This window comes from Agromyces sp. G08B096, from assembly GCF_040267705.1.
Classification (GTDB): Bacteria; Actinomycetota; Actinomycetes; order Actinomycetales; family Microbacteriaceae; genus Agromyces.
In genome coordinates this window covers 2,825,710-2,850,078 of sequence record NZ_CP158374.1, presented here as the reverse complement: position 1 = coordinate 2,850,078, position 24,369 = coordinate 2,825,710, and the positions used below count along the sequence as shown (strand labels likewise).

At 69.8% G+C, this 24,369-nt stretch carries 23 protein-coding genes; 13 read left to right on the top strand and 10 right to left on the bottom strand.

What is annotated here, in order from left to right; genetic code table 11:
* Nucleotides 1-67 precede the first annotated feature (67 nt).
* Nucleotides 68-1,135 (top strand): winged helix DNA-binding domain-containing protein, encoded by a 1,068-nt coding sequence (locus ABIQ69_RS13640; RefSeq protein WP_350347668.1) that lies wholly within the window; start codon nt 68-70, stop codon nt 1,133-1,135.
* 95 nt (nt 1,136-1,230) lie between these two features.
* On the top strand, nt 1,231-1,974 hold the full coding sequence (locus ABIQ69_RS13635) for a flavin reductase family protein (protein ID WP_350347667.1): 744 nt from the start codon (nt 1,231-1,233) through the stop codon (nt 1,972-1,974).
* An 11-nt stretch (nt 1,975-1,985) separates the two neighbouring features.
* Here ABIQ69_RS13635 and ABIQ69_RS13630 read toward each other — a convergent pair whose 3' ends face one another.
* A complete protein-coding gene (locus ABIQ69_RS13630) occupies nt 1,986-2,705 on the bottom strand; it encodes a helix-turn-helix domain-containing protein (RefSeq protein ID WP_350347666.1) in 720 nt (239 codons plus the stop codon).
* A 236-nt stretch (nt 2,706-2,941) separates the two neighbouring features.
* Here ABIQ69_RS13630 and ABIQ69_RS13625 point away from each other — a divergent pair, with 236 nt between their 5' ends.
* The 3 genes from ABIQ69_RS13625 to ABIQ69_RS13615 all read left to right on the top strand — a co-directional run bounded on the left by ABIQ69_RS13625 (nt 2,942) and on the right by ABIQ69_RS13615 (nt 5,034).
* Nucleotides 2,942-3,613: a DUF4097 family beta strand repeat-containing protein gene (locus tag ABIQ69_RS13625; protein WP_350347665.1), complete on the top strand. Its 672-nt coding sequence runs from the start codon at nt 2,942-2,944 to the stop codon at nt 3,611-3,613.
* 170 nt (nt 3,614-3,783) lie between these two features.
* Nucleotides 3,784-4,422: a LysE family translocator gene (locus ABIQ69_RS13620; RefSeq protein WP_350347664.1), complete on the top strand. Its 639-nt coding sequence runs from the start codon at nt 3,784-3,786 to the stop codon at nt 4,420-4,422.
* 78 nt (nt 4,423-4,500) lie between these two features.
* Nucleotides 4,501-5,034 (top strand): dihydrofolate reductase family protein, encoded by a 534-nt coding sequence (locus ABIQ69_RS13615; RefSeq protein WP_350347663.1) that lies wholly within the window; start codon nt 4,501-4,503, stop codon nt 5,032-5,034.
* A 208-nt stretch (nt 5,035-5,242) separates the two neighbouring features.
* Here the strand turns inward: ABIQ69_RS13615 and ABIQ69_RS13610 are convergent, their stop codons facing one another.
* Entirely contained in the window at nt 5,243-5,848 is a 606-nt protein-coding gene (locus ABIQ69_RS13610; protein WP_350347662.1) for a dihydrofolate reductase family protein, read from the bottom strand.
* On the opposite strand from ABIQ69_RS13610, the gene ABIQ69_RS13605 reads away from it, so the two are divergent.
* Nucleotides 5,838-6,803: an SDR family oxidoreductase gene (locus tag ABIQ69_RS13605; RefSeq protein ID WP_350347661.1), complete on the top strand. Its 966-nt coding sequence runs from the start codon at nt 5,838-5,840 to the stop codon at nt 6,801-6,803. The two genes, ABIQ69_RS13610 and ABIQ69_RS13605, sit on opposite strands and share 11 nt — an antisense overlap.
* Here ABIQ69_RS13605 and ABIQ69_RS13600 read toward each other — a convergent pair whose 3' ends face one another.
* A complete protein-coding gene (locus ABIQ69_RS13600; RefSeq protein WP_350347660.1) occupies nt 6,804-7,244 on the bottom strand; it encodes a VOC family protein in 441 nt (146 codons plus the stop codon).
* A 170-nt stretch (nt 7,245-7,414) separates the two neighbouring features.
* Between ABIQ69_RS13600 and ABIQ69_RS13595 the strand changes: the two genes are divergently transcribed.
* Nucleotides 7,415-8,728 (top strand): serine hydrolase domain-containing protein, encoded by a 1,314-nt coding sequence (locus ABIQ69_RS13595; RefSeq protein ID WP_350347659.1) that lies wholly within the window; start codon nt 7,415-7,417, stop codon nt 8,726-8,728.
* Nucleotides 8,729-8,775: 47 nt separating this feature from the next.
* Here ABIQ69_RS13595 and ABIQ69_RS13590 read toward each other — a convergent pair whose 3' ends face one another.
* Both ABIQ69_RS13590 and ABIQ69_RS13585 read right to left on the bottom strand, forming a co-directional pair.
* Nucleotides 8,776-9,555, bottom strand: coding sequence for an SDR family NAD(P)-dependent oxidoreductase (locus ABIQ69_RS13590; RefSeq protein WP_350347658.1), 780 nt, complete (start codon nt 9,553-9,555; stop codon nt 8,776-8,778).
* 95 nt (nt 9,556-9,650) lie between these two features.
* A complete protein-coding gene (locus ABIQ69_RS13585) occupies nt 9,651-10,034 on the bottom strand; it encodes a VOC family protein (protein WP_350347657.1) in 384 nt (127 codons plus the stop codon).
* Nucleotides 10,035-10,089: 55 nt separating this feature from the next.
* Between ABIQ69_RS13585 and ABIQ69_RS13580 the strand changes: the two genes are divergently transcribed.
* Entirely contained in the window at nt 10,090-10,869 is a 780-nt protein-coding gene (locus ABIQ69_RS13580; RefSeq protein WP_350347656.1) for a TetR/AcrR family transcriptional regulator, read from the top strand.
* A gap of 54 nt (nt 10,870-10,923) precedes the next feature.
* On the opposite strand, the gene ABIQ69_RS13575 is transcribed toward ABIQ69_RS13580, so the two are convergent.
* The 4 genes from ABIQ69_RS13575 to ABIQ69_RS13560 all read right to left on the bottom strand — a co-directional run bounded on the left by ABIQ69_RS13575 (nt 10,924) and on the right by ABIQ69_RS13560 (nt 15,781).
* Complete coding sequence (locus tag ABIQ69_RS13575; protein ID WP_350347655.1) at nt 10,924-11,400, bottom strand: GNAT family N-acetyltransferase; 477 nt, start codon at nt 11,398-11,400, stop codon at nt 10,924-10,926.
* Between the two features lie 338 nt (nt 11,401-11,738).
* Nucleotides 11,739-13,382, bottom strand: coding sequence for a DUF222 domain-containing protein (locus ABIQ69_RS13570; RefSeq protein WP_350347654.1), 1,644 nt, complete (start codon nt 13,380-13,382; stop codon nt 11,739-11,741).
* 132 nt (nt 13,383-13,514) lie between these two features.
* On the bottom strand, nt 13,515-15,209 hold the full coding sequence (locus tag ABIQ69_RS13565) for an AarF/UbiB family protein (protein WP_350347653.1): 1,695 nt from the start codon (nt 15,207-15,209) through the stop codon (nt 13,515-13,517).
* Between the two features lie 53 nt (nt 15,210-15,262).
* Nucleotides 15,263-15,781, bottom strand: coding sequence for a PadR family transcriptional regulator (locus tag ABIQ69_RS13560; RefSeq protein ID WP_350350023.1), 519 nt, complete (start codon nt 15,779-15,781; stop codon nt 15,263-15,265).
* 863 nt (nt 15,782-16,644) lie between these two features.
* On the opposite strand from ABIQ69_RS13560, the gene ABIQ69_RS13555 reads away from it, so the two are divergent.
* The 5 genes from ABIQ69_RS13555 to ABIQ69_RS13535 all read left to right on the top strand — a co-directional run bounded on the left by ABIQ69_RS13555 (nt 16,645) and on the right by ABIQ69_RS13535 (nt 23,963).
* Nucleotides 16,645-16,983 (top strand): hypothetical protein, encoded by a 339-nt coding sequence (locus ABIQ69_RS13555; protein ID WP_350347652.1) that lies wholly within the window; start codon nt 16,645-16,647, stop codon nt 16,981-16,983.
* A 136-nt stretch (nt 16,984-17,119) separates the two neighbouring features.
* Entirely contained in the window at nt 17,120-19,228 is a 2,109-nt protein-coding gene (locus ABIQ69_RS13550; RefSeq protein WP_350347651.1) for an RNA 2'-phosphotransferase, read from the top strand.
* 70 nt (nt 19,229-19,298) lie between these two features.
* Complete coding sequence (locus tag ABIQ69_RS13545) at nt 19,299-21,914, top strand: ATP-dependent Clp protease ATP-binding subunit (protein WP_350347650.1); 2,616 nt, start codon at nt 19,299-19,301, stop codon at nt 21,912-21,914.
* Between the two features lie 132 nt (nt 21,915-22,046).
* Complete coding sequence (locus tag ABIQ69_RS13540) at nt 22,047-22,595, top strand: AAA family ATPase (RefSeq protein WP_350347649.1); 549 nt, start codon at nt 22,047-22,049, stop codon at nt 22,593-22,595.
* A 186-nt stretch (nt 22,596-22,781) separates the two neighbouring features.
* On the top strand, nt 22,782-23,963 hold the full coding sequence (locus ABIQ69_RS13535) for a Cmx/CmrA family chloramphenicol efflux MFS transporter (RefSeq protein ID WP_350347648.1): 1,182 nt from the start codon (nt 22,782-22,784) through the stop codon (nt 23,961-23,963).
* On the opposite strand, the gene ABIQ69_RS13530 is transcribed toward ABIQ69_RS13535, so the two are convergent.
* Nucleotides 23,942-24,358, bottom strand: a complete 417-nt coding sequence (locus ABIQ69_RS13530; protein WP_350347647.1) for a hypothetical protein — start codon at nt 24,356-24,358, stop codon at nt 23,942-23,944. The genes ABIQ69_RS13535 and ABIQ69_RS13530 overlap by 22 nt on opposite strands.
* Between the last annotated feature and the right edge of the window lie 11 nt (nt 24,359-24,369).

The window sequence follows — 24,369 nt, the reverse complement described above, 5'->3', positions numbered from 1 at the left end:
CGGGGCCGTTCCGACCGGGGCAGTTCCACCCGGGGCCGCGGTGGGCGGCCGACACTACGCTGCTGGAATGATCACCGACCGCGATCTCGCACGCTGGCGGCTCCACTCGCAGTTCCTCGCGGCGCCCGTGCGCGGCGCCGAGCAGGTCGTGGGCGGTCTGCTCGCCGTGCAGGCCGAGAATCCGTCGCAATCGGCGTGGGCGGTCGCGACGCGCACCGCGGCGCCGAGTCCCGACGACCTCGACCGCGCCCTCGCCGAGGCCCGCGTGCTGCGCCTCCACGTGCTGCGCTCGACATGGCACTACGTGCTCGCCGACGACGCCGTGTGGCTGCAGGAACTCACCTCGCCGCGGGTCATGCCGATCTTCACGCAGCAGTTGCAGCCGCTGGGCGATGCGCGGGTCGAGCGTGCAAGCGACCGCATCCTGACCCTCCTCGCCGAGTCTCCCGACCGCACCCGGGTCGAGGTCGCCGAGATGCTCGCCGACCAGGGCGAGGAGCTCACCGGCCACCAGCTCATGCTGCTGCTCGGCCGGCTCGAGGTGCAGAACCTCGTCTGCAGCGGGGCGCCGCGCGACGGCGAGCACACCTACGCCCGACTCGCCGACCGGGTGCCCTCGCCTCGGCGGCTCGAGCGCGATGAGGCACTCGCCGAACTCGCGGTGCGGTACTTCACCTCGCACGGGCCGGCGACCGCCCGCGACCTCGCGTACTGGGCGACGCTGACCGTCACCGACGTGCGACGGGGCATCGGGGCGGCCGGCGACCGGCTCGCGTCGTTCGAGCACGACGGGCGGACGTACTTCCACGCACCGGGCAGCGCTCCCGGCTCGGCCGCTCCCGCGGGGCACCTGCTGCAGGTGCTCGACGAGATGTACCGCGGCTACCAGGACTCGCGCTGGGTGCTCGACGCCGACGGCGTCGTGCCGCGCGGGCGTGAGACGGCGATCGGCATGGCCCTGGTCGACGGGCAGCTCGTCGCCGCGATGAAGCGCACCGTCACCGCGAAGGCGGTGACCTTCGCGCTGCAGCCGTATCGCGAGCTCCGGGCGCGCGAAGTGGACGCCATCGACGAGGCCGCCGCGCGATACGGCGCCTTCCTCGGGCTCGAGCCGCGGGTGCAGCTGGGCCGCTGAGCCGGGCGCGGCGACGGCGACGCGAGGTCCGATTCGCGCCAGCCCGCCCCGGCCGCCGGATGCGAGCGTCGAAGTCGACGACCAGAAGGCAGGCCATGAGCATCACTCCCCAGCACACCGGCACCCCGCTCTCCGAGCTCTCCCCGGGCTCCCCGAGCTCACCGCATTCACCGCGCTCGCCGCGCTTCCGCGCGGACGACGGGAGCCACACGACGATCGACCCGGCGATCCTCTACTTCGGTTCGGCGGTGTCGCTGCTCAGCACACTCGACGAGTCGGGGCATCCCAATCTGGCGCCGAACTCGTCGATCTGGTGGCTCGGTCACACCGCGGTCGTCGGCGTCGGCGCACGCTCGCAGACGGGGCGCAACCTGCTCGCCACGCGCGAGGTCGTGATCAACCTGCCGTCGTCGGACGAGGTCGACGCGGTCGACCGGCTGGCGCTCACGACCGGCCGAGACCCGGTGTCGCCGCGGAAGGCGGCGGCCGGGTACCGGCACGTGCACGACAAGTTCGGCGAGGGCGGGGTGCACCCGATGCCGTCCGAGCTCGTCGCACCGCCGCGGGTGGCGGAGTTCCCCGTGCACCTCGAGGGACGCGTGGGCGCCGTGCACCCCATGAACGGCGCGGTCGATGCGCAGCAGGCCGACGTGCTCGCCGTCGAGATCGAGGTCGTGCGCGTGCACGTGCACGAACGGATCCGGTCGCGCGAGCACGCGAACCGCATCGACCCGGAGCGGTGGCGGCCGCTCGTGCTGAGCTTCCAGCGCTTCTTCGAGCTCGGACGCGAGGCGCGACCGTCGCGCCTCGCGAGCATCGACGAGGAGTGGTACCGGTAGCCCGCGACGCGTCAGTCGCGGGCCGGCTGCGAGGCGAGGATGTCGCGCGCCTGCTCCGCGGCGCGGGCGATGCTCTCTCCGACGAAGTCCAGGAACCGGGCCATGTTCTCCAGCCGCGCGGCCGCGGGGGTGCCGCGGCCCAGCACGTGCACACCCCGACGCGCCGTCTCGGCCATCTCGGCGTTCGAGCGCGCCGCGGCGACCACCGACTGGTACCAGGCGTCGGAGTCGGCGCTGTAGCGCTCCCGGCGGCCCGGCTCGCGTTCGCGGATCACGAGGCCCAGGTTCTCGAGCAGGGTGATCGCCTTCGAGATCGAGGCCGGGCTGACCTGCAGCCGGTCGGCGAGGTCGCCGGCGGTCAGGCTGCCCGCGTCGCTCGTGTACAGGCACGTGAGCACACCGGAAGCCATCCTCGGCAGTCCCGACTGCATGAAGAGGGTCGTGAACGTCTCCTCGTACTCGCGCACCGTCTCGGGGTCGCGGCCGTGCTCCTGGGGACGCGGCCCGGTGTCGCGCGGCGCTGTCCGGCGGCGCTGCTGCGCACGGCGCTCGGTCGCGCGCTGCGCGAGGTCGGGCCGGTAGGCGCCGGGACCTCCGTTGCGCATGACCTCGCGCGTGATGGTCGAGGTCGGGCGGTCGAGGCGACGCGCGATCTCGGCGTAGGCGAGGTCGTCGGCGAGGCCGAGCGCGATCTGCTGACGTTCCTGCTGGGTGAGCCGGCCTCCCGGCATGCGCGTCTCCTCTGATCGGGTCCTACGACGGGTCAAGTATCGCCTTCACCGTCATCCATTGCAACGCCGTCGAGCCGTGATGTTGCGTTGCGTTCCACCTGGGTGCAACGATATCCGCAGAGTGATCAGGGAATTTCGATTCGGTACGCAACAATCATGTTGCCAGACTGAGCAATGCAACGTAGCGTTACGGACATCGGAAACAACCGCACATCCAGAGATCACAGGAGCACACCATGACCCAGCAGTTCACGACCCCCGCCCCCATCACCGCCGTTCTCGACATGCCCGCCGGCCGGGTGCAGCTCATCGCCGCCGACCGCGGTGACACCGTCGTGGAGGTGCGCCCGGCTGACGCGTCGAAGCACCGCGACGTGAAGGCTGCCGAGCAGACGACCGTCGAGTACCGCGACGGCGTCCTGCGCGTCGAGCTGCCGACGAGCGTGCAGATCCTCGGGCCGTCGGGCTCGATCGAGGTGACCGTGCAGCTGCCCGCGGGGTCAGACGTTCAGGCCACGGGCGCCGCCACCGACTTCCGGGGCGTCGGCCGCCTCGGTCAGGTCGCCGTCGAAGCGGCGCAGAGCGAGACGAAGCTCGACGAGGCCGCCGGCGCGCGCGTGACCCTGCAGGCGGGCAACGTGACCGTCGGCCGCCTGACCGGCGGCGCCGAGATCAGCATCGCGAAGGGCGACATCCGCATCGACGAGGCCGTCCGCGGCTCGCTCGTGCTCGGCACCCAGGCGGGCGACATCACCGTCGTCACCGCACCGGGCGTGTCGGCCACGCTCGACGCGGGCGCGACCTACGGGCGCATCCAGAACGCGCTCACCAACACCAAGGGGGCCGACGCGGAGCTCGCCATCCAGGCGAGCACCTCGTACGGCAACATCGAGGCCCGCAGCCTCTGAGCGGCATCGGCATCGATCCACCGCAGCGCGCCGCTCGACCCGACCGGGTCGGGCGGCGCGCCGCGTCGTCTCGGCCCAGATCCCGGCCCCGGCCCCGGCCCTCGGCAGCACGAGGCATCCGTCTGCGCCATCCCGCCCCATAGGGTGGGCTGGCGACGGATGGGAGACGCATGCTGGTGAGTTGGGCCGCCGTACTGGGCGTGGCGCTGGTGGAACTCGGGATGGCGCTCACGCCGGGCCCCAACATGGTGCACCTCGCGTCGAGGTCCATCGGGCAAGGCGTCCGCGCCGGGATGGTCGCGCTGTCGGGCACCGCCGTCGGGTTCCTCGTCTACCTCGCGGCCGCCGCGTTCGGCCTGGCTGCGCTGTTCGCCGCGGTTCCCGCCGCGTTCCTCGTCGTGAAGATCGCCGGCGCCGCGTACCTCGCCTACCTGGCGTGGCAGATGCTGCGCCCCGGCGGCCGGTCGATGTTCGACTCGTCGGAGGTCGCGCCGGTCCGGCCGTGGCGGCTCTTCGGCATGGGCCTCGTGACCAACCTGCTGAATCCGAAGATCGCCATCCTGTACGCCGCCTTGTTGCCGCAGTTCATCGATCCCGCGCAGCCGGTGTGGCCGCAGTTCCTCATCCTCGGCGCGGTGCAGATCGTCGTCGGACTCTCCGTCAACGCGCTCGTGGTGCTGGGCGCCGGCAGCCTCGCCCGCTTCCTCCGCGCGAAGCCGCTCGCGATGCGCGTGCAGCGGTGGCTGTCGGGCACGCTGCTCGCCGGCTTCGCGGTGAAGCTCGCGTTCGAACGCCAGCCCTCGACGTGAGCTGACGCCGCCGCACCGCGGTGACGGTCGTCCGCACCGCCCGTGACATCCGAACCGCATCGGAGCATGCTGGGCCGCATGGGAACCGTGACGATCTCATTCGAAATGTCGCTCGACGGGGTCTTCGACCGGATGGAGGACTGGTTCGACGTCGAAGATCCCGACCTGGTGCGCCACTCCGACGAACTCGTGTTCGGGGCCGACGCGGTGCTGCTCGGACGCGAGAGCTACGAGTTCTTCCGCGAGTACTGGCCCGCGCAGACCGACGAACGCGGCTTCGCCGACCACTACAACGCGCTGCCGAAATACGTGGCGTCGACGACGCTGACCGGCCCGCTCGACTGGAACTGCACGCTCATCGAGGGCGATGTCGCCGAGACGGTTCGGGAGCTGAAGGGCCGGTACGGCTCGCTCATCTCCCACGGCTACGGGCAGCTCGCGGCGACGCTCGTCGACGCCGGCCTCGTCGACGAGGTGCATGCCGGCATCCACCCGTTCATCGTCGGCGACTCCGAGAAGCGCCTGAGCGCGCCGCACCCGGTCGGGCTTCGCCTGCTGAGCGTGGAGCCGTTCGAATCCGGGATCATCTCCGCGCGGTACGCGCCGAAGTAGAGAAGCGCCGAGGTAGCCCGCGGCCCGGCCGTCAGGCCCGGTGACCGAGGGCGCCCGGGCTCGGCTGCTGCATCGGCCGGACATCGATGTCGACATCGGGTCTCCCATGCGGGTCGTACCGGCATCGTGGCAGCTCACCGCAGGCCGCGACAAGACGTGCCCGGCGACCGGCGGGGATGCCGCGGAATCGCTGCCCGTGCGGGGTGGGCTACGCGTACTCGGGCCGCCCGGTCGGTCGATGCGTCTGCGCGACGATGCCCGTCGGGAAGGTGCGCGACTCGATCAGCTCGAGGGCGTGGTCTCGGCCCTCCTCGGCGAAGAGGCGGGTGCCCGCGCCGACGATGACGGGGAAGACGATGAGCGTGAGCTCGTCGACGAGCTCACGGTCGAGCAGCCAGCGGATCAGCTGCCCGCTGCCGTGCACCTGCAGTTCACCGCCAGGACCGGCTTTGAGCTCGCGGATGGCGGACTCCACGTCGCCGGCGAGCACGGTCGTGTCGGCCCACTGCGGCTCGGTGATGGTGTTCGAGGCCACGAATTTCGGCCGCGAGTTGAGCGAGCGCACGAACGGGTCGTCGACGTCGTCCTTCCGCACGCCGCCCCAGTACCGCGCGAAGAGGTCGTAGGTGCGCCGGCCGAAGAGGAAGGCGTCGGCTCGCAGGTAGCAGTCGGCGATGTAGGTCTCCGACTCCTCCTCGCCGAGCGGCATCGCCCAGCCTCCGCGGGTGAAGCCGGGGTCGAGGTCGGGATCGTTGCCGCCGTTCGCCTGCATCACGCCGTCGACGGTGATCTGGGTGTTGGTGATGAGCTTCATGTCCGGTCCTTCCGAGGTGCCGTCGTCGAGCAGTCTCGTCGATCCCGCCGTCGGCGTCGAGAGCGCGATATGCAACTCGCGGGTTGCCTCACGAACTCAGACATGCAACTATCGGATTGCACGTCAGAACCGAGCACACAATGAGAACGGAGGCGGCGCGATGCTGCTGGAAGACAAGGTGGCCGTGATCCACGGCGGCGGCGGATCGATCGGAGCCGCGGCGGCGCGCGTGTTCGCGCGAGAGGGTGCGCGGCTGTACCTCGCGGGCCGGAGCCTTCCACGGCTCGAGGCGGCGGCCGCGGCCGCGCGAGCGGAGGGCGCGGACGTCTCGATCGCGGTCGTCGACGCGATGGACCAGGACGCGGTCGACCGGCACGTCGACGGCATCGCGGATGCCACGGGCCGCGTCGACATCGCACTGAACACGGTCGGCTTCGACCACGTGCAGGGCCGGTCGATCGCGGAGACGTCGGTCGAGGAGTACCTGCACCCGATCGACGGCTACCTGCGGACCAACTTCGTGACCGCGAAGGCCGCGTCGCGGCACATGATCGCGCAGGGCAGCGGCGTGATCCTCACGGTTTCGACGCCCGGGGCACGGCTCACCGGGCTCGGTCTCCTCGGCAACGCCGCCCAGTCCGCCGGCCTCGAGGGGTTCTCACGGGCACTTGCCGGCGAACTCGGGCCGGCCGGCATCCGCGTCGTCTGCGTCCGCCCGCATGCGATGTCGGACGCACTCCCGACGTCGTACACGCGCGAGATGTTCGCCCGAACGGCCGCCGCCAGCGGCACACCGATGGATGAATGGTTCGCGGGCCTGGCCGGCATGACGCTCCTCGGGCGGCTCCCCGTGCTCGACGAGACCGCGGAGTACCTCGCCTTCGCGGCATCCGATCGCGCCGGCTCGATGACCGGCGCCATCGCGAACCTCTCCGCCGGAGCGCTCGTGGACTGATCAGCCGATCTTCTCCGCGAGGCCGACGATGATGCCCGATGGCCCGCGGAGGTAGCAGAGGCGGTAGACGTCCTGGTAGTTCGCGATCTCGCGGAGCAAGGCGCCGCCGTGCGGTCGAAGCCGCTCGACGGTGTCGACGAGGTCGTCGACCTCGAACATCACGCGGTGCATGCCGACGATGTTGTGCGGCGGGTCGGGCGGTGAGAACGGGGATGCCTCTGGGTGGCGGTACCGGCAGAGTTCGAGCCGGCCCTGCCCGTCGGGCGTGCGCAGCATCGCGATCTCACACCGGATGCCGTCGAGGCCGACGCTCTGGTCGGCCCAGCTGCCCTCGATGTCTGCGGTCCCCTCGAGCTCCATGCCGAGTTCCTGGAAGAACCCGATCGCGGCGTCGAGGTCGTCGACGACGATGCCGACGTTGTCGAGTCGGTTGATGGCCATGCGGGCGACCCTACGCTCGACGGACGTCAGCGACCAGGGGTGATGTGCAGGGGGTCGTGACCCGAACACGGCCTATCCGAGGTCCCCTGGCGCCCCTAGAGTGAGGTCAGCCGCAGCGCAGACTCGCCTGGAGCCAGTCGCGCCGGATGGCCGAACAGAGGGGGCAGGCCATGCCGCGCACCATCGCTCGAACCCGATTCCGCGTCCTCACCGGCGGGGTCGTCCTGCTCGCGGCGCTCACGGCGCTCACGGCGTGCGGCCCCGGCGGGGAGGCCTCGTCGCCTGAGACATCCGCACCCGGTGATTCGCGACCCGATGGCGCGCTCACCGTCGTCGAAGACGGCCTCGGCGCGGAGACCACCGAGCAGCTGAACGCCGCCGCGACCGAGGCGTTCGAGGGCGTGAGCACGCCGGGTGCGGTCCTCGCGATCCGCGCGCCCGAGGGCACCTGGGTGGCGACGATCGGGTTCGAGGACTGGGATGCCACCACCCCGATGAGCGCGGATGTGCACCAGCGCATCGGCAGCGTCACGAAGACCTTCACCGTCACAGCGCTGCTCCAGCTGGCCGAGCGCGGCGAGCTGTCGCTCGACGATCCGGTCGAGCAGTATGTCCCGGGACTTCCGAACGGCGGGGCGACCCTGTACGACCTCGCCGCCATGCGCAGCGGCATCCCGTCCTACACGTTCGACGAGTCGTTCCAGACGACGCTGTTCACCGACCCCGACTACGTGTGGACGCCGCAGGCGCTCGTCGACCTCGTGAAGGGCACCGAGCCGATGTTCGCGCCCGGCGCGAAGACCTTCTACTCGAACACGAACACGGTGCTCCTCGGCATGGTGATCGAGCAGGTCACGGGCGAGCCCATCCTGGACGTGATGAACGAGCAGATCATCGAGCCGCTGCGGCTTTCGGCCACCGAGTTCCCGACGGATGCCTCGTTCCCCGACCCGCACGCACACGGGTACACGACGCAGGGCTCCGACGACGGCACACCCGTCGAGGCGACCGACTGGAACCCGTCGTGGGGGTGGTCGGCGGGCGCGATGATCTCCGACCTCGAGGATCTGCTGATGTGGGGCGAGGCGCTCGTCACCGGCGAGGGGTTGCTCTCACCCGAATGGCAGGAGCAGCGGCTCAACTCCTTCGACTTCGACGTGCCCGTGTACGTCGACGAGACGACGGATGCCCCGCAGAGCCCGGCGCGTGCGTACGGGCTCGGGCTCGGGCTGGCGCTCGGCTGGTACGGGCACACGGGGGAGCTGCCCGGCTACAACACCGTGGTGCAGCATCACCCCGAGAGCGGCACGACGCTCGTCGTCATGGCGAACAGCGACATCAAGTCGGGCGAGTGCCCGCCCGGGGCGCCGACGACGCCAGGCGGACGGACGACCGGGCCCTGCAGCGACCCGGCCGTGTACCTCGCCGACGCGCTCGCCGCAGCGCTCGGGCTGCCGCTCGTCCGGCCGCAGGATGCCGACTGAGCGCCGGCTCCGGCACCTCCGCCCCCCGGCGCTCCGACGCCCCCGGGTCAGCGCACCTGATCGGTGGGGCGCACGAGCAGCTCGTTGATCGAGACGTGCTCGGGCTGCGTGAGCGCGTAGACGATGGCGGTCGCGATGTCGTCGGGCTGGAGCGTCCGCATCGACGACGCGATCTCGGCCGCCGCCGCCTGCATGGTCGGGTCGGTGATGTGGCTCGTCAGCTCGGTCTCGACGAACCCGGGCTGGATGACGATCACCCGGACGCCCCGAGTGGTCACCTCCTGACGCAGCGATTCCGCGAACGCGCTGATGCCGAACTTCGTCGCGGCGTAGACGCCGCTGCCGAGGGACGCCGACCGTGCCGCGGTCGAGGAGACCTGCACGATCGCGCCCTTCGTCGCGAGCAGGTGCGGCAGCGCCGCGTGCACGGCGTACATCGAGCCGAGCAGATTCGTCTCGACCATCCGCTGCCACTCACGGACGTCCGCGTCGAGGATGAGGCCGCTCTGCATCAGACCGGCGTTGTTCACGAGCGCGTCGAGCCGGCCGAACCGGCCGACCGTCTCGCTCACCGCGCGTTGCACCGACGCGGCGTCGGTGACGTCGAGCTCCAGCGTGTGGACCTCGCCAGGCGCCGCCCCGGCGAGCTCGGCGAGGCGGTCGGTGCGGCGGGCGGCGATCGCGACGCGCGCACCCGCGGCCGAAAGTGCCAGTGCGGTCGCCCGGCCGATGCCCGATGAGGCTCCGGTCACGAGCACGACCCGGCCGTCGAGCGGGCGGGTCGCGTCGGGGGCGAGGTCTTCGACTGCGTGTGCGGCGGAGTTCACGGTGGTCCCTTCCGGCGGGCCGATCGGCCCGCGACATCAAGAGAGACCGGATGCCCCGCGCCCGTGTGACCGAGCGCCGGGGCATCCAGCTCAGCTCACACCCACTGCACGAGCTGCACGATGAGGCCGTTCGGGTCTTCGTACTGGCTATAGCGTTCGCCCCACGGCTCGGTCTCGGGAGCGGTGACCACGGTGATGCCATGCTCGACGAGCTCGGCGTGCCAGGCGTCGAGGTCGTCGGTGACGAAGGCGAGGAGTAGGCCGTCGCCGGCGCTGCCCGCGCGGCGGGCGGGCTTGAAGGTCGTGAGCCCGGTGCGCAGGAAGATCACGTTGCAGCCGACGTCGGCTCGACGCAGCGACACAATGCCGTCGTGCTCCATCTCGACCTCGAAGCCGAAGTGCTCGACCAGGAAGTCGCGGGACGCGGTCGGGTCCGGGACGTTCAGAGAGATCGCGGTCGCGGTGATGGCGTGAGTCATGGAGCACCTTTCCGTATGTTGTACGAGAATGATAACGTACAGCATACTGAAATACATGGCAACACCCGATTCCGAGATCGTCCGGCTGCTCTGGCGTGCTGAGCTGCCGAGCGAACCGAGGGCCGGCCGGCCGCGGAAACTGACGCTCGACGCCGTCGTCCACGCCGGCATCGCCGTCGCCGACCGCCTCGGCACGCCCGACTTCCCGCTCCGCGCGGTCGCCGACGAGCTCGGCGCGGGCACCATGACGCTCTACTCCTACGTCGCCACGAAAGAGCAGCTGCTCGAACTCATGGTCGACCGCTGCCGCGCGAGCATGGCGTTCACCGACGCCGACACCGACACCGACGCCTCCGGCTCCTGGCGTGACCGGCTCACCCAGGTCGCCGCGGACAACCTGGCGCTGCTGCGGAGGCATCCGTGGCTGTCGCACCTGGAATCCGAGCGCGCCGTGCTGGGACCTGGCACCTTCGCGAAGTACGAGCGGGAGCTCGCCGCCGTCGAACCGCTCGCCCTGAGCGATGAGGCGAAGGATGCTGCGCTCACGCTCGTGCTCGACTTCGTGCGCGCGGGCGCCCGCTCGATGGCGGCCGCCGAGGCGGAGCGCGCCGAGGAGACGCCGGAGGCGTGGTGGGCGCGCGAGGGCGCGGTGCTCGCGTCCCTCGACCTCGAGGGCCGGTTTCCGCTCGCCAGCCGCATCGGCAGCGCGGCCGGCGCCGCCGCGAACGCGGCGCACGACGCGCGCCGGGCGTACGAGTTCGGCCTGGCGGTCATCCTCGACGGCATCGAGCGGCAGCAGGATGCCCCCGCGGGCGCGGGACACCCGGGCGGATGAGCCGCGTCCGCCCGACCCGCCCGACCTCGACCGGGCCGGCCGGTCGGGCGTGGGTCAGCTCGCCTGTTTCCGCATGAACACGAGGTCGACGCCGTCGTGCAGCGGCTCGCGGCGGGTGATCGCGTAGCCCTCACGTTCGTAGAGGCGGATGTTGGCCACACTGAGGTGGCCGGTGAAGAGCTCGAAGACGGATGCCCCGCTGGCGCGCTCGGCCGCGCGCAGCAGCCGGGTGCCGATGCCGCGCCCCTGGAGGTCGGGGGCGACGGTGAGCCGTCCGATGTGCGCTTCGTCGCCGTCGACGGTCCACCGCACGGCTCCGACGAGGCGCGGCCCGTGCCAGAGTCCGAGGCCGGGTCCGCGGAGCTCTCGCCGCAGGTCGTCGAGCGACTGCGTCAGGGCGGGGAGGTTGGGGTCGCGGTAGAGCTGCGCTTCGGTGGCGTAGGCGGCGCGTTGCAGCGTGAGCAGCTCGCCGGCGACCTGCTCATCGAGCGGTCGCTCGGTCATCGGCAGCGTGGCCTCGGACGATTCCATGGTGCCGTCCCTTCGGTGAGGGGCCGCACGGCTGATGGCTCGACGGATGCGAGCTGCCCGTGCAGCCCGCGAACATGCGCATCTTCGGCTGCTACTGCAGCCGCCACCAGTTCGCTCGGTCGTTGCGCATGTCCGCAGCGTATCGGCCGCGGACGCGATGTGGCTACCGTCGCGCGCGCTGATGCGGGCACGCTGATGCCGCGCGCGCTCATGCCGAGTGTCCGTACGCGGCGCGCGCCTGCCGCCGCGTACTCACCTACTCATGCCGGCCCTGCCAGCGGGTGGCGCCGAGCCCGGCACGCCCGACGTCCTCACCCCGCACACGCACGCCGGCGTTCTCACGCCGCGAGCCCTCGCGGCAGCGCGAAGCGCGCTCGGCCGCCGAGCCGCGGAACCTGCGTGGGATCGACGTGCGGTGGTGGGATGAACCACACCTCGCTCGGGCTCGCGTGGATGCGCCATCCTTCGCGATGGACCGTGTGATGGCAGAAGCTGCAGAGGAGGACGCCGTTGGCGAGGTCGGTCGGTCCGGAATCGCGCTGCCACCAATCGATGTGGTGGGCCTCGACGTAGGCGATGTTCTGGCCGCAGGACGCGCATCCGCCGTCGCGCTCGCCGAGAGCGAGACGCTGGGCCCGGGTGAACAGTCGCGCGGACCGGCCGAGGTCGAGGGGGAGGCTCTCACCGCCGAGCACGGCCGGGATGAGTTCGGCGTCTGCGGCCATCCGCCGAGCGGTGGCGGCGGAGACGGGCTGGTCGAGTCCGTCGATGCTCGCGCCACCGAGACCGCTCACGAGCGAGTCGAGGTCGACACGGACGACGACCGTCGTCTTGGCGAGCGGCGTGAGCGTCTGGGCGCAGCCCAGCGTGTGGCGGGCGAGCGCTGCCAACGCGTCGGCCTGGATCTGCGGGACCGATCGCCGGTCTTCGACGACGGGGGAGCCGCCGTCGTCACCGGGGTCGCGCCGCCGCAGCACATCGCTCACGAGCGCCTCGATGGCCGCCTTCACCGGCGCGGCGCTCTCGGGATCGAGGCGCGCGTGCAGGTGCATCATGCCTCGGCCGTCTTCGCGCATCGTGAGCGACCGCTCGCCGCGCAGCGCGTCTTCACGGGGCTCGATGCCGTCGGGATCGAGTCGCGCCTCGGCCTCCCGCACTCCGCGCGTGAGCGTCTCGAGCGGCACTCGGGACGCCAACTCGACGAGCGCGGCTTCGACGATCTCGACGCGCCGGGGCTCGGCGCGCACCGACGCACGATCGAGCATGGCGATGATGACGGATGCCGCCTCCATGCCGATCGAGGCCGCCTCGACGGCCGCCGCGACATGCGGATGCCGCGACGGAAGATGCTCGCCCGAGAAGGTCTGGCGCGCGGCGGTCGCCGTGCCGACGGCGATCAGCCGCATCGCGTCGGCGCGGGATGCCCCGGTGGCCGCTGCGATGAGCCGCGACGGGTTGTGGAAGCCCTGCGCCTTGGCGAACCCGACATCGCCGAACTCGGGGCCGGATCGCTTCGCCACTTCCGCCGCGACTCTTGCGAACAGCGCATCGGCATCGCGCCGCACCCGTGCCAGCGCGTCGACGACCTCCATCAGGCCGGGATCGCTCATCTGCTCGACCTCGACCTGCGCGGACCCGGTGAGGGCGCCCCACGCCGGCATCGCCCCAGACCAGGCTGCATGCAGCGCGGCGACATCGCGCTCGAGTGCTTGCACCGCGCGTGGGGAGCCGGTCGGTGCTGCTGCAGGTTCCACGCCTCGCAGCCGCAACGCCGACGCCGCCACCTCCGCGGGTGGCGTGCCCCGCCCGACCGGGGCGAGCGTCGCTGCGACCTGTTCCATACTTCGATCTTGCACCGACCCACCGACATCGCCCCCGCCGAAAATCACTCTTGACCAGGGTGTTTTCTGTGCAAAACTCGTGGGAACGATCGGCTGTGGAGGAGGGGACGCCGAGCTCTGGATCACGGTACTGCCGGCCATCGTTCGTTCCGTCCCCGAGCGGCACGACGGAGTCCCGCCGCACTCGACAGCTGTGCCGGACGAGTTGCGTCGCACGAGGCGCGCCGGATGCGTTGCGTCGTCGGAGCTGCGTCGTGCGAGCCGCCCGCGCGGCTACTTCCGCCGCCGCCCGATCAAGCCGCCGAACACCGCATGCAGCAGCGGGATGACCGACACCACGATGAGCGTCACGCCCCACGCGGGTTCGTCGCGGCGCAGCAGGATGCCGCCGAGGAAGAGGCCCGCGAACAGCACGGCCGACACGATGCGTTGCGCGGCGCGTTCGAGGCGGGACATCCGCTGTTCGATGCGTGGGGAGGTCGCGACGAGACGTCCCTCCTCGATGCGGTCGGCGAGCGCGTCGAGGCGTTGCGGCAGGCGGGCGACGGTGGTCGCGATCGACCAGGCCTGCTGGCCGATCGCCTGGGCGACGTTGCCGCGTTCGTCGCGGAGGAGGCCTGCGGCGTAGGGTTCGACGGCGTCCCACATGTTGAAGTCGGGGTCGAGCGCGCTGCACATGCCCGACGTCAGCGACATTGCGCGGATGATGAGGAGGAAGTTCTCGGGCAGCTGGAACGGCAGCGCCCGCATCACCTCGCCGAACTCGATGGCGAAGCTGCGGAGCTCGCGCTGGTCGACGCGCTGGAGCTCGGCGAGGCCCATCCCGCCGAAGCGGGCGAACAGTTCGGACATGGCGCGTTCGAGTTCGGCGGTGTCGGCCGAGGGCAGCAGGATGCCGACGCCGCGGATGCTGTCGACGAGGCGTTTCCCGTCGCGCGCGGCGACCGCGAGGATCAGCTGCTGCAGGCCGCGACGCAGGTCGTCGGAGACCTCGCCCATCATGCCGAAATCGATGAAGGTGAGCCGCCAGTCGGGGGCGGAGGCATCCGTCACCGGTTCGACCGGTGTCACGAAGATATTGCCGGGGTGCGGGTCGGCGTGGAAGAAGCCGTCGCGGAACAGCTGATCGAACATGACGGACGCGAACCGGTTCGCGACCTCTTTCGGGTCGATGCCGGCGGCGATCAGGGCGTCGCGGTCGTTGATCTTGATGGCGGTCACGTCGGCGAGGGTGAGCACGCGGCGCGTGGTGCGTTCCCAGACGACTTCGGGGGCGGCGACACGGGGGTCGTGGGCGAAGTTCTCGGCGAAGCGTTCGGCGTTGCCCGCCTCGTGCAGGTAGTCGATCTCTTCGAGGCTGGTGGCGGCGAACTCCTCGACGAGCGCGGGCAGGTCGACCCGGCTCGCGATGAAGCGCACGCGGCTGAGCCATCCGGCGACGCGGCGGAGCGCCGCGAGGTCGACATCGACGATGGTCTCGATGCCGGGCCGCTGGATCTTCACGACCGCGTCATCGAGTCCGGTGTCGGCGGCATCCATCGGTGAGAGGCGGGCGCGATGCGCCTGACCGAGGGATGCCGCGGCGAGCGGCGTCTCGTCGAACCACGTGTACGCGCGTTCGAGCGGCAGGCCGAGCTCGGCCTCGGCGAGGCGGCGGATCGCGTCGAACGGCACGGGCGGGACTTCGTCTTGGAGTCCGGCGAGCTCTTTCGTAATCTCGGGCGGCAGCACGTCGAGCCGCGACGAGAGGTACTGGCCGACCTTGATCATGAGCCCGCCGAGGTCGACGGCGAGCACGTGGAAGCGCTGCGCGATGCGCGTCAGCCGCGCCGTGCGGCTGCGGGCCGCGAGCTTCGCGAGGCCGAGCCGGGGGAGGGCCAGCTCGAACCACCACGTCTGCACGATGTGCCGCGCGGCGAAGCGCAGGATGCGCCGGTAGCGAGCGCGCGTGTTCCCCACATCGGGCATCCTGCCTGCTGGATGCCGACGTGTCGAGGTCACCCGGTCAGCCCTGGACTCGCTCAGCCCTGCGCCGAGTCTTGCGCGAGGATCGAGTAGAGCCGGCGGCGCGCCTCGTCGAGCACCTCGACCGCCTGCTTCACCTGCTCGGGCGTGCCGGTGCGCTGCACCTGCACCGCCGCCTGCGCGAGCTCGATGCCCGCCTTCGGCAGGGCGCCCATACTCTGCTGCTCACGCGGGCTCTGCCATGGTGCTTGCCGGCCAGCGGATGCCTCGGCCTCGACGCGTCCCGCTTCGGTGAGCGAATACGTCTTGCGGCCCTGCGACTCCTCGGCGCTGATCAGTCCCTCATCGGCGAGCAGTTGCAGGGTCGGGTAGACCGAGCCGGCGCTCGGCTTCCACGTGCCGCCGCTGCGCTCGGCGATCTCGGTGATGATCTGGTACCCGTGCATCGGGCGCTCGGCGAGGAGGGCGAGGACCGCGGCGCGGACGTCGCCGCGAGCCATGCGCGGGGCGGGTTTCTGGCCGAAGAAGGCGCGGAGTTGGTCCATGACCCCCCATATGTTGGGGCCGGGGCCCATGCCTTGGCCCCAGTTGCTCGAGCTGCTGCCGAAGCGGCTACCCATGGATGGCTCGCTCATGATGACCTCCCTAGACCGGCCGCCCGCTCCGTTCGACGATATATCAACGATATATCGTTTTATACTCCCGGCATAGAGGCGTTCACAAGAGCTGGCTAGGGCTCATCGCAGAAGCAAAGAATCGCTCAACGAGTTCCGTGAACTGTCGCCCGATCTCGACAATGTGCCGCCCGGCTGCTCCGGTCTAGACGTCGGTTCCTGCGGGCCTGCCCCGATGTTCGGAAGAGATCGACGTCGGTGCACGCCGAAAGTCCCCGTATTGGGGGTGGCGTAGGGATTCGTCCGGCCATTTGTTTCTGAGAGGCTGGCGAACGCGCCGCGGGCGTAGGAATCCGATCAGCAGAGTGCGAGAGAAGCCAGTGAAACCCCCTTCCCCCGCGGACATGGCCGCACGTCTTGCCACTCGCCATCCTGCGGGATCAGCGGACCTTCGGGTCGAGCTCGCGCGCACGCTTCCGCACATCGTTCGGGCGGCAAGCCGACTAGACGTCAACGTTGACGAGGCGATCGCTGAATGGGTTGAGGCGGAAGGGGTCGCGACCGTGACCATGTGGGTCCGAGAAGGCTCTGTGGGTGCGGACCTTGCACGCGACTGGGTGCGATTGATGCAATCCAACACGCGGCCGATTAACCTCATCTCCGCGTTTGTACGTGAGTACAGAATTTCGACCCGCGGGGCCGACGTAGGGGCGGATTTACGTTCCTCCGGGCATTCTTATATTGGATCTTTGCGGGTCGCCCGGAGGCACGTTGCCATGTGCTTGGTTTCGAACGCCTTTCGGATTCGATTCGATCGGCCGATCATGCTGGTACGCAACTGCAATCTAGGGCGCGAATATCTGCGGTCGGTCCTGCAAGACGAGGCGGCAGGTGACGAGTCCCAGGAGAGTCTGAAGGTCCGCCGCGACATTGGAAAGCTGACTGTTGTTGCGGCGAGGTTCTCGCGTGTGGACGGTGAGGAACTGGCCGCAGCTCGCGCGCTGCTTGCCGACTACGCAGATGTGATGAATGATCTCTCAGCTGCGGCGTACTATCTCGAGGCCAGTTTGGAGCAGTATCACTCAAGCGGTGGCAAAGAGTTGCTGATAGAAGCGGTCCGATGGGCTCCCAACGGGCGACTGGGGGACTTGGCATCTCAATGAGGCGGAAATTTGGCTGAACTTAGTTGAGCATGCGTCTGGTGCAGAAGGTCGAGCGGGCTTTCTCCTGCGGGCGAGAAGCTCCTTAGATAGCGCCATTGACGCAGAGCTCGAACTCGCGCACGAAGTGCGATATCGATTGCTCGATGCCTTTGTTCGCTACTTGGAGCGCAGCCCGGCGAGCCTGCTCGCGCTTTCGATCCGTGGCATGCGTTTCCCGTTCGGGCTGCGCACCCCATCCGAAATGCCTACGATCTTCTTTTCGGCGGCGGACTCGTTGGTCGAGGCCTTGCAGCCGTCGGCGAACCGAGGCCAGTATTCCTACCGGGACTTTCTTTCGGAGTTGCTTGCGTATTTGGCGCGGAACGACCCCAGCCGAACTGACCGAGCAGAGCTTCTGACTGAGGCAATTCGACTCCGCGGCCCGGTCGGGGCGAAAAGGGCGCTGGCGGGCATGCGCAGCCAACTCGCTCAGGCCGCAGATTACATTCTGCTGGCAAAGATCTCTGGCGACACCAAGCACCGGAGGACCGCCCTCGAACTGCTACTGGAGGTGCACGGGCGCGTCCCCAACTCACCAGACCCCCTGGTCTTGCTTGCAGAGGAGTTGAGGGTTGGAGGCGGACTGCAGAGGCCCCGAGGGAACATCGAGCCCCAGTTGAGGTCGGCCGTGTCGAATGGCGATCACGATGCCGTGCTCCGACTTTCGGCGAAACTGGTGCTGCAGACGCCGCATATGAGACGGCGCGAACTCGGTGGTAGGGGCGGCGTTGCGACCGCCGACGACTATCTCGGCGTCTCGGGGCAGGCGTTCATCTTCAAGCAAATGACAAGGGTTTGTCACGAACGAGATCTTCAGCGGGGCGCGGCACTGAGTGCAGAGTTGGCTCGTGAAGGGCTTACGGGCAAGTTCGGGGTCGTTGATCACCTGCTTACCGTTGAGCTAGAGGACGGCCCTATCGAAGAGGTACTTAGCATCCGGCGGTTCGTGAGTGGGCGCACCTTGAGAGAAGTCCTCGATGACCGTGAAGGCCAGGCCGCGGCGTCCGCCGCTGGCCATCTCCGCTCTGCCGTTGATTTTCTAGCGTTCACTCACACTAGGACTGACGGCTTCCGGGAACGAGGCACTTGGCGCAGGTCTGTCAAGACGCGCGAACTTGGCAGGTGGCTGAAAGCGGTCGTGACTGACCATGCCGCGGCGTTTGATGCATGGGTGTCTCTCGTCGCTGACGTCCCTTTGCTGCCCAGACGCGACGCGCACGCCCAAAATTGGCTCGTTGCCGCTGATGGGAGAATCCTGGCTGTCGATCTCGATGCAATCGGGCGACGCCCTGCCACGTACGAACTCGCGCAACTGATCGATGATGCTCCGGTGCTGCGGCCAGATGACTGGGATACCCGGGAATCACTGCTCCGCGCATACTTGGGGCAGCTCCGGCGTGCCGGGATTGAGATTTCTTGGGATGTTGCCCTGCGCGTGTACGAAGCGTCCACTGCGGCACGTGCAGTTGGGCTCTTGAGCGATCCGGAAGGAGCGAACGAAAGCCGACTCCACGGCTTTGCTCTCCTTGAGTACCTCATGCTGAACTCGCGGTCTGCCGAGGTCGCCGCCTGGTGCAGTTCGGTCGCCGATGGTTGGCGTGTTCGGGTTGGCCTGTCGGATCCGAGCCGATTCCATGCCATCTCTCCTGCTGACCGTGTCCGCATCAGCAAGGCGATGGCATATCACCTTCGGCATGACCCAACCGCGGCGACCTCGCGAGGCGGGTGGATGTTTGCCGACGACCTTGCGGAACTCTTAAGAGCAAGCGGGCATAAGGTCACCCCTCAGCAGTTGCTTGTCATTGCGGGCGCAATGGGGGAGCCACGATTTGAGCTCGACGAGTTGGAAATCCGGGCGGCATATGGCCATTCGGTCGACCGGGGAGTGGTGTACGAGCCCGCCCAGCCGATTTCAGTCCTTTACCACGCCGCCCCGGCCTCGGCGCTGCCCTCGATCTTTGAAGCCCGCGCTGGCTTGCTGCCGATGGCGCGGCGGATGGTGCACCTAAGCGATGACGTCGCCGTGGCGCGCCAGGCGGGAGAGCGACACGGCGAGGAGGTTGTCTTGTTGCGAGTTGACACAGAGGGCATGGGGAGCGACCTAGTTCGCGCTGCGCAGCGGACCTGGCTGACTGAGCGAGTAGCGGTTGAGTCGATCGTGGTGATGACGATTCTCGAAGAGTGGGTGCTTCGCTTGGAAGATTGATGCCCGGGAATACCCACACCCCTCACGCGTTGAACTTGAGCGTACCCAACTCAAGTTCCAGGAGGACTAGGTGCCCGAAGACTTCAACCCCGAGGCCGGCTCGAGCTCGTTCGACGAGTTCCTTGCCCGTTATCTCGCGGGTGAGCAGGCGCGGCAGGCTCGGTCGATCGACCTCAGCCGCTTCCTGACCGCCCGTACGCAAGGCATTCTGCAGCGTGCCGGCCGCTTCGCGCTCGAACGCGGCCAGACCGAGCTCGACGCCCTGCATATCCTGCGCGTGATCGTGGAGGACGACAGTGTGCAGCAGGCGATCCGCAGGGTCGGGGCATCCCCGGAGCGCATCATCACCGCGACCGAGGCGCGCCTTCCCGCGGCGACCGAGACCGCGGACATCAACGCGGCGACCATCACGCCGTCGGCGTCTCGCGCGCTGTTCCACAGCTACCAGGTGGCGCGCTCCAGCGGGTCGACGTACATCGACCCCGAGCACCTCTTCTTCGCGCTGGTGCTGGGGCAGGATGCCCCGGCCGGCCAGGTGCTCGCGCGCGCCGGCGTCACCGCAGAGGCGCTGACGCAGGGCATGCGCGACACGGTGCACGCCGGTGAGCCGGGCGTAGACGACGACACCGAGTCCGGCGTGAACGCCGGCGCGGGGGAGTCGAAGACCCCGATGCTCGACAAGTTCGGCATGGACCTCACCGAGCGCGCCGCGAGCGGCGAGCTCGACCCCGTGATCGGCCGCGTCGATGAGATCGAGCAGACCATCGAGATCCTGTCGCGTCGCACGAAGAACAACCCCGTGCTCGTTGGTGAGGCCGGCGTCGGCAAGACCGCGATCGTCGAGGGCCTCGCCCGCGCGATCGTCGAGGAGTCGGTGCCCGAGGCGCTGCTCGGCAAGCGCGTCATCGCGCTCGACCTGCCCGGCATGCTCGCCGGCACCCGCTACCGCGGCGACTTCGAAGAGCGCCTCACGAAGACGATGGAGGAGATCGCCGCGAACACGGGCGAGCTCATCGTCTTCATCGATGAGGTGCACACGGTCGTCGGCGCCGGTGGCGCGGGCGACGGTGGCATGGATGCCGGAAACATCCTGAAGCCGCGCCTCGCGCGCGGTGAGCTGCACCTCGTCGGCGCGACCACGCTGAAGGAGTACCGCCAGATCGAGAAGGACCCGGCGCTCGAGCGCCGCTTCCAGCCCGTGAAGGTCGGCGAGCCCTCCATCGAGGACGCCGTGCTGATCCTGCAGGGCCTGAAGCCCGCGTACGAGGAGCACCACGGCGTCGAGTACACGGATGCCGCGATCCGCGCCTCCGTCGAGCTGTCGGCCCGCTACCTCAGCGACCGGGTGCTGCCCGACAAGGCCATCGACCTCATCGACCAGGCCGGCGCGCGCCTGCGCCTGAAGCTCGGGGTCAAGGTCGACGTGAGTGAGCTGATCGAGCGGCTCGCGTCGCTCGAGGCCGACAAGAACGCGGCCGTCACCGCCGAGCACTACGAGGAGGCGTCGCGCATCCGCGACGAGATCCAGAAGGTGCAGGCCAAGCTCGACGAGGCCACCGCCCGGGCCAAGGAGCGCGGCGCCGTCGCGACCGCAGGCGCCGGCGGCGGGGCATCCGCGACCGTCATCGACGAGGCGCAGATCGCCGCGGTGATCTCGCGGGCCACCGGCATCCCGGTGAACCGCCTCACCGAGGGTGAGCGCGAGCGGCTCGCCGACCTCGAGGGCGAGCTGCACGCACGCGTGATCGGGCAGGACGACGCCGTGACCGCCGTCGCGAAGGCCGTGCGCCGCAACCGTACGGGCATGGGCGACGCGAAGCGGCCCGTCGGGTCGTTCCTCTTCCTCGGACCGACCGGTGTCGGCAAGACCGAGCTCGCTCGGGCGCTCGCCGACCGGCTGTTCGACGACGAGGGCGCGATCATCCGCTTCGACATGTCGGAGTTCGGCGAGCGGCACACCGTGTCGCGACTCGTCGGCGCCCCTCCCGGATACGTCGGCTACGACGAGGCGGGGCAGCTCACCGAGCGGGTGCGGCGCAACCCGTACTCGATCGTGCTGTTCGACGAGATCGAGAAGGCGCACCCCGACGTGTTCAACCTGCTGCTGCAGGTGCTCGACGACGGCCGCCTCACCGACGGCCAGGGTCGCACGGTCGACTTCCGCAACACGGTCGTCATCATGACCTCGAACCTCGGCTCGGAGTTCCTCGCGTCGCGTTCCGGCGCGCTCGGGTTCGTTGCGTCGACGGATGCCTCGGCCAACGGCTTCTCGTCGCAGGACGACGTGCGCCAGCGGGTCATGGGCAAGCTCCGCGAAGCCATGCGCCCCGAGTTCCTGAACCGCATCGACGAGATCGTGCTGTTCACGAAGCTCACGCAGGACGAGATCGCCCGCATCGTGCGCCTCATGCTGGGCGCCACGACCGAGCGGCTCGCGTCGCGCGAGGTCGCCTTCGAGGTGACGGATGCCGCGATCGAGTGGCTCGGCGCCAACGGGTACGAGCCCGAGTACGGCGCCCGGCCCCTGCGCCGCCTCATCCAGCGCGAGGTCGACGACCGCATCGCCGACCTGTTCGTCTCGGGCGACCTGGGCGACGGCGAGGCCGTGAAGGTCGACGCGGTCGACGGGCACCTGGTCGTGGCATCCGTGCCGCGCGCGAGCGTCACCGTGCCGCAGGCGGCGTAACCGGCTGAACCCGTCAGGGTAACCGCCCCGAGGCGTGACGGTAACCGGCTGAACCCGGTGCGACGGCCCGGCCCTCTCAGAGGGCCGGGCCGTCGCCGTGTCTGGGTCGGTCGGTCTCGTAGAGTCGGGCGCATGACCGGAACCCTCGTGATCGTCACCGGCGCGCCCGGCTCCGGGAAGTCGACCATCGCCGCGCGGTACGCCGAGAGGGCGGAGCATCCGACCGTGCACCTCGTGACCGACCACTTCTACCGGTACATCCGGTCGGGATGGATCGCGCCCTACCTTCCCGAAGCGCAACGGCAGAACGAGGTCGTCATCGACGCGATCGCCACCGCCGCGGCGGCATACGCGACGGGCGGGTACGACGTCGTCATCGACGGCATCGTCGGGCCGTGGTTCCTCGACGCGTTCACCCGCACCGCCGACGACCGCGGACTCGACCTGCACTACCTCGTGCTGCGGCCCGACCTCGAGTCGACGATCGCCCGGGCGCTCGCGCGCACCGAGGACGAGCTCCGAGACGACTCGGTCGTCCGCGACCTCTACGAGCAGTTCGCCGAGCTCGGGCGGTTCGCCGGCCACGTGCTCGACACGAGCGGGCTCGACGTCGACGACACCGTCGACGCGGTGCGGACGCTCGTCGCGGGAGGACATCTTCGGGTCGCCGGGCTCGGGTAGGTTGGAACGCATGTCGAGCCCTGAGGCATCCACTTCGGGGGCTTTCGGTCACACCGTCAGCCCCCTGAACCGCTGAGTTCCTGACCCCGCCTCCGCCTGTCTGCGCAGGAGGTCCTGCGGGCGCCGCCGGGCGCTGACCGTGGTGACGAGACGCTTCCTGTTCGTTCTCTCGCCTCGGAGTCTTCGATGCCATTCGCTCTCTCTCTGCTCGCCCTGGCGGTCTTCGCCATGGGCACCTCTGAATTCATGCTCGCCGGGCTGGTGCAAGACATCGCCACCAGTCTCGGCGTCTCCGTGGGAACCGCCGGCCTCCTGACCTCGGCCTTCGCCGTCGGCATGGTCGTCGGCGCTCCCACGATGGCCGCGCTCACCAGGCGGGTGCCGGCGCGGGGCACCCTGCTCGGCTGCGTCGTGCTGTTCGCGCTCGCGCACGTGGTGGGCGCGGTCACCCTCGACTTCGCGATCCTCTTCGCGACGAGGGTGGTCGCCGCGTTCGCGAACGCGGGCTTCCTGGCCGTGGCGCTCAGCACCGCAACCCGGCTCGTCGCCGCAGACCAGAAGGGTCGCGCCGTCGCGGTGCTGCTGTCCGGCACCACCGTCGCGACCGTCGCCGGCGTCCCGGGCGGCGCGCTCCTCGGCGCCGTCCTCGGGTGGCAGGCGACGTTCTGGACGATCGCCCTCCTCTGCGTTCCCGCCGCGGTCGGCATCGCCACGGGGATCCCCGCCGATCCGCGTGCCCCACGCGCCTCAGCCGAATCCGCGGAGGCGCCGTCGCTCCGAACCGAGCTCGCTCAGCTCGCCACACCCCGGCTCCTACTGACGATGGCGCTGGCCGCGCTCGTCAACACCGGCACGTTCGCGATGCTCACCTTCCTCGGGCCCATCGTCACCGACGTCGCGGGCCTCGCCGAATGGTGGGTGGCGCTCGCGCTCGTGCTGTTCGGCGTCGGATCGTTCATCGGCGTGACCGTCGCCGGGCGAGTGTCCGACCGGAACCCCCGCGTCGTCATCACCGCGGGCGGGGTCCTGCTGCTCCTCGGATGGGTCGCCATGGCGCTGTACGCCGATCGGCCCGTCGCGCTGCTCGGCCTCGTTCTCGTGCAGGGCGTCTTGGGCTTCGCCGTCGGAAGCACGCTGATCACGCGGGTGCTCTATGCCGCGACCGGCGCGCCGACCATGGGCGGGTCGTATGCCACGGCGGCGCTGAACATGGGAGCAGCCGTCGGACCGGTCATCGCCGCGGCGACCCTCACCACGGCGGTCGGCGACCTCGGCCCCGTCTGGGTCGCGGCGTCGGCGACCGCGGTCGCGCTCGTGCTCGCGCTCGGTGTAGGGCTGCTGACGGGTCAGCGGACGAGGTCGTCGTAGCCCGCGACGGGCACGATCCCTGGGGCGGCCCGAGCGATGCTCGGGTCGCCCGCCACCAGGACGTCGGCCTGGAGACTGGCGACGGCGAGGTACTCGGCGAGCTCCGTGTCATCCCAGTCGAGCTGCGTCGCGAGACGCCAAGCGACCGCCCGCGACACCCGATCGCCCAGCAGCCGGATCTTCAGGCCCGCGAGCGCGGTGAGCTGCGCCTGGGCCGCCCGCTCGTCGAGCGACCCGGCGCGCACCTCGCGGTACAGCATCGACAGCACGTGGCTGCGGAGGATCGCCGGACCGACGAGCGCCCGCCGTGCACCGATGCCCGGCTCGTCGCGTACGAGCCGCAAGGCCGTCACCGCGTCGATCGCGAAGCGCTGAACGTGGGATGCGTCGGCCATGGGGCCGACGG

Bases quoted from the DNA above. Each gene is read 5' to 3' on its own strand.
- ABIQ69_RS13565 (WP_350347653.1), bottom strand. From the start codon at position 15,209: ATGCCCGATGTGGGGAACACGCGCGCTCGCTACCGGCGCATCCTGCGC.
- ABIQ69_RS13610 (WP_350347662.1), bottom strand. From the start codon at position 5,848: ATGAAGCTCATCACCAACACCCAGATCACCGTCGACGGCGTGATGCAG.
- ABIQ69_RS13570 (WP_350347654.1), bottom strand. From the start codon at position 13,382: ATGGCCGGCAGTACCGTGATCCAGAGCTCGGCGTCCCCTCCTCCACAG.
- ABIQ69_RS13605 (WP_350347661.1), top strand. From the start codon at position 5,838: ATGAGCTTCATGTCCGGTCCTTCCGAGGTGCCGTCGTCGAGCAGTCTC.
- ABIQ69_RS13585 (WP_350347657.1), bottom strand. From the start codon at position 10,034: ATGACTCACGCCATCACCGCGACCGCGATCTCTCTGAACGTCCCGGAC.
- ABIQ69_RS13535 (WP_350347648.1), top strand. From the start codon at position 22,782: ATGCCATTCGCTCTCTCTCTGCTCGCCCTGGCGGTCTTCGCCATGGGC.
- ABIQ69_RS13540 (WP_350347649.1), top strand. From the start codon at position 22,047: ATGACCGGAACCCTCGTGATCGTCACCGGCGCGCCCGGCTCCGGGAAG.
- ABIQ69_RS13555 (WP_350347652.1), top strand. From the start codon at position 16,645: ATGCTGGTACGCAACTGCAATCTAGGGCGCGAATATCTGCGGTCGGTC.
- ABIQ69_RS13630 (WP_350347666.1), bottom strand. From the start codon at position 2,705: ATGCCGGGAGGCCGGCTCACCCAGCAGGAACGTCAGCAGATCGCGCTC.
- ABIQ69_RS13625 (WP_350347665.1), top strand. From the start codon at position 2,942: ATGACCCAGCAGTTCACGACCCCCGCCCCCATCACCGCCGTTCTCGAC.
- ABIQ69_RS13615 (WP_350347663.1), top strand. From the start codon at position 4,501: ATGGGAACCGTGACGATCTCATTCGAAATGTCGCTCGACGGGGTCTTC.
- ABIQ69_RS13530 (WP_350347647.1), bottom strand. From the start codon at position 24,358: ATGGCCGACGCATCCCACGTTCAGCGCTTCGCGATCGACGCGGTGACG.
- ABIQ69_RS13635 (WP_350347667.1), top strand. From the start codon at position 1,231: ATGAGCATCACTCCCCAGCACACCGGCACCCCGCTCTCCGAGCTCTCC.
- ABIQ69_RS13595 (WP_350347659.1), top strand. From the start codon at position 7,415: ATGCCGCGCACCATCGCTCGAACCCGATTCCGCGTCCTCACCGGCGGG.
- ABIQ69_RS13580 (WP_350347656.1), top strand. From the start codon at position 10,090: ATGGCAACACCCGATTCCGAGATCGTCCGGCTGCTCTGGCGTGCTGAG.
- ABIQ69_RS13575 (WP_350347655.1), bottom strand. From the start codon at position 11,400: ATGGAATCGTCCGAGGCCACGCTGCCGATGACCGAGCGACCGCTCGAT.
- ABIQ69_RS13600 (WP_350347660.1), bottom strand. From the start codon at position 7,244: ATGGCCATCAACCGACTCGACAACGTCGGCATCGTCGTCGACGACCTC.
- ABIQ69_RS13560 (WP_350350023.1), bottom strand. From the start codon at position 15,781: ATGGGCCCCGGCCCCAACATATGGGGGGTCATGGACCAACTCCGCGCC.
- ABIQ69_RS13620 (WP_350347664.1), top strand. From the start codon at position 3,784: ATGCTGGTGAGTTGGGCCGCCGTACTGGGCGTGGCGCTGGTGGAACTC.
- ABIQ69_RS13640 (WP_350347668.1), top strand. From the start codon at position 68: ATGATCACCGACCGCGATCTCGCACGCTGGCGGCTCCACTCGCAGTTC.